Raw genomic sequence first — 13,857 nt, forward strand, 5'->3', positions numbered from 1 at the left:
TCCTCGAACTGACCTGAGAGCCCTATGACGACGGTTCCGGCCAGTTCCGCTCAGGCGGAATCCAGGCAGGTTGCCTGTCTGTGACACTGCACATAGCGCTCCGCAACATCTGGTTGCGACAGTCCCGGACCTGTTCGACCCGGGCCCAACGAGTCGGATAGGCGGATCCGAACCGTTTCGGCCGGACCTCCTTTCACCGGGAGTATGCGACACCGCACTGTCTGATCCCGGTTACTGATAGGTTCGGCGACCTCATCAGTGGTTTTGTAATCACGAGACAGCATAGAGTGATTCTCAGACAAGGCCCAAATGGCTTCTGCTTTTCTGCAATGTCCATGGCCGTGCTGGCAATCCTGGCTGCGCCTATTGACCGCGTAGGATGGGCGTGAATTCGTTAGGAAAGAAGGCAGTGACTGATGAAGGTCGATGATATCAAGGTGATCGGTAATATCGGGGCGGGCACCATGGGGCATGCAACGGCGCTCCAGTTCGCCATGCGGGGGTATCCGGTCCGGTTGGTGGACTCCAGCCGCCAGGCCCTGGACCGGGGGAGGGGATTGATCGAGCATGATCTGGATACATTCATCGGTGCTGGTCTGATTCCTCAGGATCAGAGGGAGGGCGTGCTGAATCGGATTCAAGAGGACACTGATTACGGCATTCTGGCTGATGCTGACTTTGTCATCGAATCCGTCTTGGAAGACATGGACGTCAAGCACCAGGTTTGGCAACAGGTGGAGGCCATAGTTGGCGAGCAGACCATTCTGGCCACCAACACCTCAGGACTGGGACCCACTGAAATTGCCTCGGTGCTGCAGCACCCCCAGCGGTTCCTGGTGGCTCACTTCTGGAATCCCGCCCAGCTCATGCCCCTGGTCGAGGTGGTGCCTGCTGCGAACACTGACCAGGGCGTGGTGGATACCACGGTCGGGCTTATGAACCATATCGGCAAGCATGCCGTGGCGCTGTCCACGGAATCGCTCGGGTTCGTAGGCAACCGCATCCAGGCGGCCGTTATTCGAGAGTGCCTGAATATTGTGGAACGGGGCATTGCCACCCCGCAGGCCGTGGATGAGATCGTCACCTACAGCCTGGGCCGACGGTGGAGCATCCTTGGGCCCATCGCCAGCGCTGATCTAGGCGGACTGGATGTATTCGACAATATCTCCAAGTACCTCTACGACGATTTGGACAACCGTCCGGGCGAGGACCCGGTTTTGAAGTCCAAGGTCCAGGCCGGTCAGCTGGGCGCCAAGAGCGGCCAGGGGTTTTATTCATGGCAGGGGGCCGAGAGCCAAGCCATGATCGCCGACCGCGACCAGCGGCTGCTGGAGGCGCTGGTCGCGGACCGCAAGAAAGAAAAAGACCGCTGAGTTCTCCCGCTTATATCACTGGCGCGCTCGGCGCTGGGTCAGTTGGTAGGACACCAGCAGGACGATAAGCCAGATAGGCCCGGCGATGACGGCCACCCGGTAGCTGGATGAGAAGCACATGAGTACCACGATCATGGCTAGGAAGGCCAGGACCGCCCAGGGGGTCACCCGGGCAAAGGGCAGCTTGAAGTGTAGGGCATCCAGGGCGCTTTCGCCGGTCTTGCCCGCCAGGTCGCCGGGGCCTTCACCGCGGGCAACAGCACGCCGGAAGAGCATCTCGGTCACCATGATCATGGACCAATTGATGATGGCCGAGATCGTGGCGATGCTCATCAGGTAGTTGAAGGCGAACTGGGGCCAGAGGAAGACCACGACCACCGCCAGGGCGATGATGCAGGCCGAGGTCAGCACTCCTGCGTAGGGCACGCCGCCCTTGGACAGCCGTCCCAGGTACTTGGGGGCATTGCCCTGCCGGGCCAGGGAGAAGAGCATGCGGGAGTTGGAGTAGAGGGCCGAATTGTAGACGCTCATGACTGCGGTCAGGCAGACGAAGTTGAGGATGCCTGCGGCCGCGTGGACTCCCACCGAGTCGAAGATCTGGACGAAGGGGCTGACGACCATGCCCTGGGCATTGGGCTTGCCGATGGCGTTCCAGGGAACCACGGCCATGATCACCCCAAGCGTCAGGATGTAGAAGACCAGGATCCTCCAAATGATGGCGTTGGTGGCCTTGGGGATGGTCCGACGGGGATCCGAGGCTTCTCCGGCGGTGATGCCGATGAGTTCCGTGCCGCCGAAGCTGAACATGACCACAGCCAGCGACATAAGCAGACCGGTCCACTGGCCGTTGGCGCCATGACGCATCAGTCCATTGGGCAGGAATCCGCCGCCCACGGTGAACCAGTTGGCAAAGGAGGCCCGCAGTCCGTTGGCCGTGGGCAGGGCCATGACCACGACGGCCAGTCCGCCGATGATCATGGCCACGATGGCTGCGATCTTGATGATGGCGAACCAGAACTCAAACTCGCCAAATTTGCTGACGCCCATCAGATTGGCTGCCGTGATGACCACCAGGAAGAAGGCCGCAGATACCCAGGCGGGTATTGCCGGGAACCAGAAGTTGACGAAGGTGCCCACCACGGACAGCTCGACCATGGATACCAGCACGTAGTTCATCCAGTAGTTCCACCCTGAAACGAACCCTGCCCGTTTGGACCAGTAGCGGGTGGCGTAGTAGCTGAAAGCGCCGGACTTGGGGTCTTCCACGCTCATTTCGCTCATGGCCCTGACGATCATGAAGATGGCTAGACCGCCTATCAGATAGGCGATGATGATGGCCGGTCCTGCCAATGAGATGGATTCCCCGGACCCGTAGAAGAGTCCCGTTCCGATGGCGCCGCCCAGCGAGATGAGCTGGATATGCCTGTTCTTCAGGGTTTTGCGCAGGTCCTTGCCCTGCGACTCCTTGGGTTGATCCATGGGGATGTCGTTCCTTAGATGGTAGTTGTCAGCTGAATGTGACCGGCTGACAGGGCCAACCCTATAGGAGCCGGTCCGAGCGGAATGAGCATGCCTTTGCATTGTGGAATAGAGGCGTCCGCCATATGAGACGGTCAATTCACCGAATGGTGACCGTCAGGCCCTACCATGGGCGTCGGTGCCTGCCGCCTGCTCCCGGTTATCGACACCTCTGTGGTATTGCTGTCCTACCGGCCTCGACAGGATGTCCCTTCTTGGACGGCGATGATTAATGGGTTGTGAAGACAAGGAGGTGCAGTCGCATGAACCGTACGGGCAATGGCCCTTTGGCGCAACAGAATCAAGGTGACAGCGCCTCGGCAGGCGACGGTATGGAACGCGGTCTGAGCAACCGTCATGTGCAGTTCATCGCCATCGGCGGCACCATCGGCACCGGGCTCTTCCTGGGGTCGGGCAAGTCCATAGCCCTGACCGGTCCCTCCATCATTCTGGTCTACATCGGCGTGGGGCTGATCATGTACCTGCTCATGCGGGCCATTGGCGAGCTCATGTATCGCAGCCCCGTCCAGCACACCTTCATCGCCTTCATCAGCCGCTACCTGGGCCAGGGGTGGGGGTCCTTCGCCGGCTGGTCCTACTGGATTGTGCTCATCCTGATCGGCATGTCCGAGCTGACTGCCGTGGGCACCTACTTCGTCACCTTCTTCGGCACCTTCGGCATTGATCTGAGCGCCTGGCGGGGTCTGATCGAGTTCTGCTTCCTGACGGCCATGGTGTGCATCAATCTGATCGCCGTGAGGGTTTTCGGGGAGACCGAGTTCTGGTTCTCCATGATCAAGATCACCCTGATTCTGGCCATGATCGTCACGGCTGTGGTCATGGTCATCACAGGCTTCCACTATCCGGCCGTCCACATGCCGGGACAGGACCGGATCAGCCCGGCTGGGCATGCCGGCCTGGACAACATCACCAGCGGTCTGAGCCTGGCGCCCAACGGGTGGATGGCCTTCTTCATGAGCTTCCAGATGGTCTTCTTCGCCTACGAGATGATCGAATTCGTAGGGGTGACCGTATCCGAGACGCAGAATCCCCGCAAGGTCCTGCCCAAGGCCATCAATCAGATCATCCTGCGCGTACTGATTTTCTACGTGGGTGCCCTGGTCGCCATCATGCTGATCGTGCCTTGGCGCTCCTTCCGCCCCAACGCCGACGGCAGCTTCACCTCGCCATTCGTCATGGTCTTTCGTTACGCCGGGGTGGACTGGGCGGCCGCATTGGTCTTCTTCGTGGTCATCACGGCAGCCAGCTCCTCGCTGAATTCCCTGCTCTACTCCGCCGGCCGCAACCTCTTCCAACTGGCCGCCGCCGGCCACTCTCCTGTGATGCGCAGCCTGCATACGATTTCGCGCCGCGGCAAGGTGCCCGCCCGGGCCATCATCCTGTCCGGAGTGCTGATCCTCTTATCTCCGGTGTTGCATATGCTGCCCGGCTTCGAGAACACCTTCGTCCTGTTCACCTCCTGCTCCAGCGCGGTCATCATCTTCATCTACATCCTGACCCTGCTTGCTCACCGCCGCTACCGGACCAGCCCGGACTTCATGCCTGATGGGTTCATCATGCCGGCCTACCGGGTGACTGGAGCCATTGCCATCGCCTTCTTCGTCCTGATCTACCTCTCGCTCTTCCTGGCTCCCGACACCCGGTATCCGGCCATACTGGGATTGGTCTGGCTGCTGGTATTCGGCGGCATCTGCCTGTGGAAGCATAAGGGTGAGCCGTTGTCGGTCGACTGACTTTCTGCGAGCGCGGGCGCATTATATGGCCTTAAAGGGCTATAAACAAGTCTGTTTTTCCATTTGTGCTTGGGCTAGATTGATTTTCGGTAGCTGTCAAATCGGCCTTCGTTTCTCGTGGGTTCGATAACGAGGGATCGACGAAGGAGATCATCGCCCATGGTTGCACAGGTCGGCAGGACGCGAGTGGCCAGGACCGCTGGTTCCCTGCTCTCATACCTGCTGTTGGCCCTGATACTCCTGGTTCTGCAAACCCCGCAGTCGGCCATGGCGGCGAGCGCGGCCACGGATTATGACAGCTGGACCCAGGTGGCTGACTCCGTATCCCATCAGCTGGACCGAGGGTGTGAGGACTATGGCCATGGAGATCGCGCCGGGGCCGCCTCGCAATTCATGGGAGCCTACAACGTGGGTTATGTGGGCTCTGGGTTCGTTTCGGTCGTGGAGTCGACCTTAGGGCAGGATAAGCGCAACGGTCTGGACGGGCAGTTCCAGGCCCTGCAGAACCAGGCCTACGCTCCGGATGCTGGGCAGGCCCTGACCCAGGGCAGTGAAAAGCTCAAGGCCGATCTGGCGGCTGCGGCCACCCAGCTGGATGCCACCCAAGGGCTGGCCAATCCCCGTGCTTATGCCAAGGCTCAGCAGGAGCAGATCAAGGCGGACCGTCGAAGGCTGGACGCAGCCAAGAAGCATCGGAACAACGGCAAGGGCGATCGGACCTGGACTCAGGTGGCCCACGAGATGACGCCCATCCTGGATCAGGCGCTCGCCCAGGCATCCAAGGGACAGGGCCAGGCGGGGTCCGACCTGGTCAACAAGGCTTATTACCAGTATTACGAAAAGCTGGGCTTCGAGAAGAACGTCATGAATGCCATCAGCGGCAACAGGGTCTCCCAGGTCGAGTACCAGTTCAAGGAGACCCGGATGGCCATGGTGGCGGGCAAGCCGGCCAAGACCCTGGTGAACGACCTGAAGAGCATGCTGGTCGAGGACGCAGCCATTCTGGACGGCGGCGCCGCAGACCAGGTCAACGGGTGGACGTCCTTCCTGACCTCCGCCTTTGGCCAGGCTTTTGTGGTCCTGTTGCGGGAGGGGTTGGAGGCCATCCTGGTGGTGGCCGCCATCATTGCCTACCTGGTCAAGTCCGGCCATAAAGACAAGGTTCGGCACATCTACTGGGGCATTGCAGCGGGCCTGGTGGCCAGCGGGCTGGTGGCCTTGCTCTTCACCCTGCTCTTCAATGGGAACGGTCCCCAGCAGGAGATCCTGGAGGGCGTGGTGGCCCTGGTGGCCATGCTCATGTTGCTCTACACCAGCAACTGGATGCTGTCCAAGTCCTCTGTGGAATCCTGGAACCACTACATTCAAAGCCGGACAGTGGCGGCCATCTCGAATGGCAGCGTTATCTCCCTGGCCCTGCTCTCCTTCCTGGCGGTCTTCCGGGAGGGTGCCGAGACGGTCATGTTCTACCAGGCCATCTTCGCCATGGCTCCCGGTGGCAGACGGGAGATTTGGACTGGTTTTGCGGCTGCCGCCGTGGTCCTGGTCATTGTCTTCGTGCTCATCCGCTTCACCTCGGTCAAAATTCCTATCCGGCCCTTCTTCATCATGACCAGCCTGCTCATGGCTGTCATGGTGGTCATCTTTGCCGGGGGTGGCGTCCATGCCTTGATCGAGGGCGACCTGGTGCCGGCCACCTATCTGCCTGGTGTGCCCACCAGCGACTGGATAGGGCTGTATCCCTACACGCAGACCATCGGCGCCCAGATTCTGGCGGCCCTGGTCGTGGTCGTGCTGGCAATTGTGTCGACCCACCGCCTGCATAAGCAGGAGCAATCGCGGTCGAATCAGGACTCCGGCGGGTCGCCGTCGGCAACCGTCCATCAGACGGAAGCCGAGCAGGCCGCCGAAGGGGCTGTGCCCTCTGAGGTCACGGCATCCATGCAAACACCAAAGAGCGAAGGACAATCATGAAGAAGAGACAACTGACCGCCCTGGTCGCGCTGGTGCTCTCAGGCACCTTGGCCCTGGCGGGGTGCGGCTCCGGCGGATCAGGCACCCGTGAGGCCCCTGCGCCTGAGGCTTCCGGCTCCTCCCAGTCCTCGGCGGGCAAGGGGGCCGGGTTCGAGGAGATCCCCATTCCGCCCGACGATCAGCAGAAGGGCCCCCTGAACATCGGCACGGTCTTCTTCCAGCCCATCGATATGGAGCCCGCATCCATGGGGCTGAAGGCAGCGGATGCCAGCCTGCACCTGGAGGCTGATATCCACGCCCTGCCCAACAACAACCTGGGCTATGCCAAGGGTGAGTTCGTTCCGGATCTGACCGTCAACTACACCATCCAGAACAAGGATGATCCCAACGACAAGCAGTCCGGCACCTTCATGCAGATGAACGCCTCGGACGGCCCGCATTACGGAGCCAACATCAAGATGGAGAAGGCCGGATCCTACAAGCTGACCTATTCCATCGACTCTCCTGAGAAGAAGGGCTGGATGCTGCACGTCGACCCGGAGACCGGCGTGAAGGGACACTTCTGGACCGAGCCCATCGTGGTCAGCTGGGACTGGGACTACACGCCCCACCAGTGGTAAGCTGCTATGCACCATGCTTGAGCAATTTGTCACGGTCTTGCCGGGGACGCTGGCCCCGGCCCTCCTGGTCATGGTTTTCAGTGTGCTTTTGGGGGTTGGCGAGGGCCGCGATCGGCCTCGCTCTTCCTCCTGGCGGCTGATCGGCCTGGGGGTCGGCGTGCTGGGGGCGTTGGTCTTCGCCCTCCTGCGCGCCACCGTGATCATCAACCGCCGGACCATGGTCAACTACCCGACCCTGGTAGCCTGCGTTCTGACCGACCTGGCGGCCATCGTAGTGGTGTTGGCCGCCGACCGGCTGGTCTCAGACTGGCATCGCCGCCCCTGGGCCATGGATCTGGTCAACGCCCTGGCGGCCCTGGCCATAGCGCTGACCACATTCCGCGCCCTGCCCGATGTCATCCTGCAGCTTACGGCCTTTGTGGAGCCGGGGGAGCCGGTGCTGACCTCGGCCATGCTTCTGAGGGCCCTGGGCTTCCTGCTCGGTCTGGCTGCCGCTGTGACGGTAGCCGCCATTCTGAGGACCATGCATACTTCCTGCCCTCGGATAGCCTTCCGCCTGGCCGCTCTGCTCATGGTGATCCTGCTGCTGGTCCGGCACGCCGTAGCCCTGGTAGCCCTGATGCAGACCACCGGCCTGATTCTTCTGCACGGATGGGCCTTCCGGGTCATGGCCTTGGGATACAACGCCGACCTGATCCTGGTTCTTGCCCAGGTGCTGGTTTTCATCATTCCGGTTCTGGCCTGCCTGGTTGCGGGCTGGCGCATGCCGGTGACTGGGGCTTCCACAGCCGACGACCGTAGCCACCGGGCCTTCCGCCGAAGGGCCCTGGCATCGGCGGTCTGGAGCCTGGTGGCCATGATCGGCGTCACCCTGGCACTGACGGTGGGCACCGCCAAGGCCCACCAGGTGCCCGTGCTCTCGCCTCCTGAGCGGTATTCCCTGACCGCTGATACGGCTACCATTCGTTTCTCCCAGGTGGAGGATGGCCACCTGCATCGATTCAGCTACCGGGCCAAGGACGGCACTGAGATGCGCTTCATCATCATCCGCAAGAATGGCGCAGCCTATGGGGTCGGGCTGGATGCCTGCGAGAACTGCGGGGATGCGGGCTATTACGAAAAAGACGGCAAGATCATCTGCAAGAAGTGCGACGTAGCCATCAACCTGGCCACCATCGGGTTCAAGGGCGGCTGCAATCCCGTACCCCTGCCATACAAAACCGGCCGGGGCGCCATACTGATCAGCACCGCCGACCTGGATGCTCTATCCTCGCACTTCAAGAGCTGAAAAAGGGAAGGAGCGGTTGGTATGTTCTTCATGCGAATGATGCTGCGGTCATTCAGCCGCCAGTTCGGGCGAAGAATGCTCATCGCCGTCACGGTTTGCCTGTCGGCCTGCGTGGCTACGGCCATGCTGGGGGTGGTCTTCGACGTAGGTGACAAGCTCAACGCGGAACTGTCCACCTACGGATCCAATATCACTGTCCAGGCCAAGGCGGATGCCGTGGTCTCCGACCTCTACGGCGACCAGGAGGGCGGCCCCTCAAGTGACGAGTCAACACCAACCGCCTTCCTCAAGGAGTCCCAGGTGCCCAAGATCAAGACCATCTTCTGGGCCTACAACATCACCGACTTTGCCCCCCGCCTGGACCTTCGCGGCACTGTGGACCAGGTCGGCGCCCCTCTGGTGGGCACCTGGTTCGGCCGGACCGTCAAGGTGGACAGCGGCGAGAGCAGTACCGCAGGCCTCAAAGGTCTTCGGCCCTGGTGGAAGGTTCAAGGACGCTGGCCCAAGGACGAGGCTGGGTCCGGCGGCAGGACCGAGGCCATGATGGGCAAAGAGCTGGCTGCACGACTGGGCGGCCGTCAGGTCGGCGACCAGGTCAAGGTGGGTCTGTATGGTAAACAGCAGACTGTCACCGTTGTGGGCATCTTCGACTCCGGTGATGCTGATGCCGCCTCCCTCTACCTGCCCACTCGGCCGTTGCAGGAGATGTCCGGCCTGACCGATCAGATCGACCAGGTGGAGGTCAAGGCTCTGACCACGCCAGAGAACGACCTGGCCCGAAAGGCCGCACGAAACCCTGCTGCCCTCTCCCAGGACGAGTGGGAGACCTGGTACTGCACGGCTTATCCATCCTCCATCGCCTACCAGATCGAGGAGGCCATCCCCGGGTCCATGGCCAAGCAGGTCAGGCAGGTGGCTGCCCTGCAGGGCGATGTTCTGCAGAAGACCCAGGCGGTCATGATTCTGATGACCGTGCTTAGCCTGCTGGCGGCAGCCATCGCCGTTGCCAACCTGATGGCATCCTCTATAAGCGAGCGGTCCTCGGAGTTCGCCCTGCTCAAGGCTCTGGGCGCCACCGATGGGGCCGTGTCCAGACTGGTGCTGGCCGAGACGGCCCTGATCGCCCTGGCCGGGGCTCTGGTCGGCGCTCTGCTGGGCTCCGGAGTGGCTCAGATCGTGGGCAGGGTGGTCTTCGGCTCAGGCATCACCATGCGGCCCATGGTTTTCGTGCTGATCTTCGTGTTGCTGGCCCTGACCGTGCTGCTGGCATCCATCTCGTCCATCAGATCCATTCTGCGGCTTCGGCCGGCGGAGGTGCTTCATGGCCGCTGATCGCCATACAAGCCATATGACCAATACCCGCATGTTCCTGACCATGCTCTTCGGGGCCGTCTTCCGTCGTCGTGGCCGGGCACTGATGGCAGTGGTGGCCTCCCTGGTGGGGGCGGCCACACTCTTCTGCCTGGCGGCGGTCTGCATCGAGGCTCCCAGACAGATCAACCAGGAGATGCGTTCCTACGGGGCCAATTTGATCGTCTCGCCCATTCAGGGGGGCAATCGGTCCGGATCTGGCATTGAACAGGGCATGGTGGACCACACCACCCATATGGTGACCGTCAAGGCTCCGGCAAGGTACGCCACCTATCGATATGAGACAGTGCAGGTCAATGCTGGGGCCCGCGTGATGGCCGGTATCCACTCTGACCAAGTGCGTCAGCTCAACCGCCACTGGAGCGTGGAGGGTTCCTGGCCCAGGCCCGGTTCGGTCATGGTGGGGCGGGACTTGGCTGATTCGCTGGGGCTGACCACCGGCAAGCAGATAACTATTGGTTATCCCGCTGGAAAGGTCACAGCCACGGGCAAGGCCGGAGGCCAGGGTCGTGACTTTCGTGTTGGAGGCATTGTCGATACTGGCGGTTCTGAAGATCGGATCATCTACGCCGACCTGGCCGACCTGGAGCTCCTGACCGGGGCCAAGCGGGGTACCGATGTCATTGAATACTCGGTCAACACCATGACCTCGGGGCTAAAGACCATTGCCGCAGGCATCAACGACATGGCCTCCATGGGGGTCAAGGCTCGGCCGGTCACCAGGATCACAGCGGGCGACAGCCATACCATCGCCATGCTCCAGTCGCTCTTCTGGCTGGTTTCGGTGGTGGTGCTGGTCCTGACCTTTGTGGGCGTGGGGACTACCATGGCCTCCATCGTCTCCCAGCGGCGCAGCGAGATCGGCCTGCGCAAGGCCCTGGGCGCTTCCTCGCGGGGGATAGCTATGGAGTTTCTGGCGGAATCGGCTTGCTACGGATTGGCAGGAGGCCTGATCGGCACGGCCCTGGGCTATGGCTTCGCCCGGCTACTCTGCCTGTCCGTCTTCCAACGGCCGCTGGGCTTCAACTGGTGGCTGGCCCTGGGTACGGTACTGCTGAGCGTGGCCATATCCATGATCGCATCCATACGGCCGGTCCTCCGGGCTTCGCGTATCGACCCGGCCCTGGTTTTGAGGGAGGAATGACAATGACGCAGGCAAAGGCGAGCGAGTCCCAGTCGGGCGGCGGCATGCTGCTGGACTTGGACCATGTATCCAAGATCTACGGCAATCTGCATGCCTTGGACGACCTGAATCTGAGCGTTCCACAAGGTCAGTGGCTGGCCGTGGTGGGGTCATCCGGCTCAGGCAAGACCACGCTGATGAACATTCTGGGTTGCATGGATACCCCCAGCCGGGGCTCGGTCCGTCTGCAGGGGCGGCCGTTGGAGGATTTGAGCCAGTCCCAGCTGGCCGATGTGCGCAAGAACGTGATCGGCCTGGTCTTCCAGAAGTTCTACCTGGTCCCGCATCTGACCGCCCTGGAGAACGTCATGGTGGCCCAGTACTACCACTCGGTGGTGGACGAGGACCAGGCCATGAAGGCCCTGGACCGGGTGGGTTTGGCGGATCGGGCCCGCCACCTGCCCAGTCAGCTTTCGGGCGGCGAGCAGCAGCGGGTCTGCGTGGCCCGGGCATTGATCAACGAGCCCAAGCTGATCCTGGCTGACGAGCCCACAGGCAACCTGGACGAGGCCAATGAGCGGATTGTGCTGGACCTCTTTAGGCAATTGCATGACCAGGGGACCTCTTTGATTGTGGTCACCCACGATGCCCTGGTGGCCTCCTGCGCCCAGCGGGAGATCATGCTCAACCACGGTGTGCTGGCCGGCGAGCAGTGGAATGATGAGGAGGCCAAGCGGGCCTACCTTGCTGCCGGAGGCCGTCCGGCCTTCAGTGGAACTCCTGTCGATTCCGGGGACCAGGATATTCCAGCGGGTTTCCATGACCCCACCAAGACGGCCAAGACCGGCGGCTCCCTGCCGGGATCGGCCGCTGATGCAGAAGGAGGGCGTTGAAATGGCCAAAAGCAAGTCTCGGGGACTGGCCACGGCTTCGGCAACCCTGGCGACCCTTGTGGCGGTCGGCTCCCTCCTGGGCGGCTGTGGAAGTCAGCAGGCCAAGCCCATGGACGACGAGTTCGCCGGATCGGGCGCAGAGTCCAGCTCTGCGCCAGAGTCAGGAGCCGGCTCTGCGGGCGAAGGTAATCCCACCGCCGTCTCCCGTGATGGACTGCCGACCGCCCCGGCTGACACGGGCAACTATCACGATGGCACCTACGCCCTGACGGGCAAGTACGGGCATGACGGGGCTGACAGCATTGATGTGGATCTGGTCCTGTCGGGAGGCCAGGTGACCCGGGTCCAAGTCCAGGGGCATTCGGATTCGCCCATCTCGCGCGGCCACATGGAACGCTTCGCCCGGGCTGTGCCTGGAGTAGTCCAGGGGCGCCCACTCAAGGACCTCAAGGTGGACAAGGTGGCTGGGGCCAGCTGGACCTCGGATGCCTTCAACAAGGCCTTGGATCTGGCTCGGTTGGAGGCTTCGGCGGAAAGGTCGTCCTGAGAACCGGGCCGTACGGGTGGCAGAAACAAAAAGGGGCGAGGATTTGATTCCTCGCCCCTTTTCAAGCCTTTATACTACCTACTACCGATCCCACCAGGGCCGCAGCGGATAGGTGTCCGTGCCGGTTTCAGGATCAGGCTTGATGCACTGGAACTGGTGTATCTGAATGTTGTCGAGCTCGAAGTTGAGCCGCGCGCCGGCCATGTACAGGCCCCAGAGCCGCGCCTTGGGCTCGCCCACCATGGGCTTGGCCTGGCCCCAATGCTCCTGGAGGTTCTCGGTCCAGTGCTTGAGGGTCAGCGCATAGTGCTGACGCAGGTTCTCCTGGGTGATGACCTCGAAGCCGGTGTCCTGGATGGCCAGTTCGATCTCGGCCGGGCTGGCCAGCTCACCGTCGGGGAAGATGTAGCGGTCGATGAATCCGCCGGCCCGCTTGTGGTCGTGGGAGTTGGTGCGGGTGATCTGGTGGTTGAGCAGGATGCCGCCCGGACGCAGCTTGTCCATCATCTCCTTGAAGTAGGAGGGGTACTGCTTGTAGCCCACATGCTCCATCATGCCGATGGAGCAGATTCCGTCGAAGCCGGACTCGGGCACGTCGCGGTAGTCCATCAGCCTGACCTCGGCCAGATCCTGCAGACCCTCCTGGCGGATCCAGTTCTGGGCCCACTCGACCTGCTCCTCAGCCAGGGTCACGCCGATGACGTGAATGCCGCGGCGGGCGGCCGCGATCTCCATGGAGCCCCAGCCGCAGCCGACGTCCAGCAGACGGTCGCCCTTGTTCAGGTTCATCTTGTCCAGGACCATGTTGAGCTTGTGCCACTGAGCGTCCTCCAGACTGTCTTCCGCTTTCTCGAAGACGGCGCAGGTGTAGGTCATGGAGGAGCCCAGGAAGAGCCGATAGAAGTCGTTGGACTGGTCGTAATGGTAGCTGACGGTGGCTGCGTCGCCACGGCGGGTGTGGGGGCGGATGCCCTCGGTCAGTCGCTTGGCCAGAGAGGGCCCTTCGATGGCTGGCGGTTCGGGTACACGCACCCCATGCGAGAAGACGGCTCCAGCCGCCCGGGCCAGCTCCATCTTGCTGGGATGCTTGACGAAGTGCTTGAGGCCCATCAGTTCCTTGAGAACCTGGTAGGGGTTGCCTGGCAGCAACTCGGGAGAATCCAGATCGCCCTGCAGGTAGGCGCGGGCCAGACCCAGGTCGTTGGGATTTTCCGTGATGTAGTACATGGCACGGGAATTCTTGACTTCCAGATGCAGTGGCGCTTGGTCCTGCCCGAAGACCGACCCGTCGAAGGCGGTCACCTGCACAGGCGCGTCAGGGGTGAGGAAGAGCCCGATCATCTCGGCTACAGTCATCTTGCTTTTGGCCATAAAGCCCCCTTGTGTGACCCGACAT

Annotated in this window: 11 protein-coding genes and 1 riboswitch; of the genes, 9 read left to right on the top strand and 2 right to left on the bottom strand. The window is 62.0% G+C overall.

Annotated features, from left to right (window positions below):
- Positions 1 to 85: 85 nt before the first annotated feature.
- Positions 86 to 264: riboswitch (Lysine riboswitch) on the bottom strand.
- A 152-nt stretch (positions 265 to 416) separates the two neighbouring features.
- Complete coding sequence (locus tag CI603_RS01840; RefSeq protein WP_121912812.1) at positions 417 to 1,373, top strand: 3-hydroxyacyl-CoA dehydrogenase family protein; 957 nt, start codon at positions 417 to 419, stop codon at positions 1,371 to 1,373.
- 15 nt (positions 1,374 to 1,388) lie between these two features.
- On the opposite strand, the gene CI603_RS01845 is transcribed toward CI603_RS01840, so the two are convergent.
- On the bottom strand, positions 1,389 to 2,852 hold the full coding sequence (locus tag CI603_RS01845; protein ID WP_121912813.1) for an amino acid permease: 1,464 nt from the start codon (positions 2,850 to 2,852) through the stop codon (positions 1,389 to 1,391).
- 302 nt (positions 2,853 to 3,154) lie between these two features.
- On the opposite strand from CI603_RS01845, the gene CI603_RS01850 reads away from it, so the two are divergent.
- The 8 genes from CI603_RS01850 to CI603_RS01885 all read left to right on the top strand — a co-directional run bounded on the left by CI603_RS01850 (position 3,155) and on the right by CI603_RS01885 (position 12,461).
- Positions 3,155 to 4,645, top strand: a complete 1,491-nt coding sequence (locus tag CI603_RS01850) for an amino acid permease (RefSeq protein WP_121912814.1) — start codon at positions 3,155 to 3,157, stop codon at positions 4,643 to 4,645.
- Positions 4,646 to 4,804: 159 nt separating this feature from the next.
- The gene (locus CI603_RS01855) at positions 4,805 to 6,619 is read left to right on the top strand and encodes an FTR1 family protein (RefSeq protein WP_121912815.1); all 1,815 of its coding nucleotides are present in this window, start codon (positions 4,805 to 4,807) and stop codon (positions 6,617 to 6,619) included.
- Positions 6,616 to 7,239 carry an iron transporter gene (locus tag CI603_RS01860; RefSeq protein ID WP_121912816.1) on the top strand — a complete coding sequence of 208 codons (624 nt, stop codon included), beginning with the start codon at positions 6,616 to 6,618 and terminating at the stop codon, positions 7,237 to 7,239. Before CI603_RS01855 ends, CI603_RS01860 begins: the two co-directional genes overlap by 4 nt.
- A 13-nt stretch (positions 7,240 to 7,252) precedes the next feature.
- Entirely contained in the window at positions 7,253 to 8,527 is a 1,275-nt protein-coding gene (locus CI603_RS01865) for a DUF2318 domain-containing protein (protein WP_121912817.1), read from the top strand.
- A 21-nt stretch (positions 8,528 to 8,548) separates the two neighbouring features.
- Positions 8,549 to 9,859, top strand: coding sequence for an ABC transporter permease (locus CI603_RS01870; RefSeq protein WP_121912818.1), 1,311 nt, complete (start codon positions 8,549 to 8,551; stop codon positions 9,857 to 9,859).
- A 16-nt stretch (positions 9,860 to 9,875) separates the two neighbouring features.
- Complete coding sequence (locus tag CI603_RS01875; RefSeq protein WP_183122217.1) at positions 9,876 to 11,042, top strand: ABC transporter permease; 1,167 nt, start codon at positions 9,876 to 9,878, stop codon at positions 11,040 to 11,042.
- A 44-nt stretch (positions 11,043 to 11,086) separates the two neighbouring features.
- The gene (locus tag CI603_RS01880) at positions 11,087 to 11,914 is read left to right on the top strand and encodes an ABC transporter ATP-binding protein (protein ID WP_121912986.1); all 828 of its coding nucleotides are present in this window, start codon (positions 11,087 to 11,089) and stop codon (positions 11,912 to 11,914) included.
- A 1-nt stretch (position 11,915) separates the two neighbouring features.
- Positions 11,916 to 12,461, top strand: a complete 546-nt coding sequence (locus CI603_RS01885; RefSeq protein WP_121912820.1) for an FMN-binding protein — start codon at positions 11,916 to 11,918, stop codon at positions 12,459 to 12,461.
- 81 nt (positions 12,462 to 12,542) lie between these two features.
- On the opposite strand, the gene CI603_RS01890 is transcribed toward CI603_RS01885, so the two are convergent.
- Positions 12,543 to 13,832, bottom strand: coding sequence for a class I SAM-dependent methyltransferase (locus CI603_RS01890; RefSeq protein ID WP_121912821.1), 1,290 nt, complete (start codon positions 13,830 to 13,832; stop codon positions 12,543 to 12,545).
- Positions 13,833 to 13,857 lie beyond the last annotated feature (25 nt).

The organism is Bifidobacterium sp. wkB338 (genome assembly GCF_003688325.1).
GTDB lineage: Bacteria > Actinomycetota > Actinomycetes > Actinomycetales > Bifidobacteriaceae > Bombiscardovia > Bombiscardovia polysaccharolytica.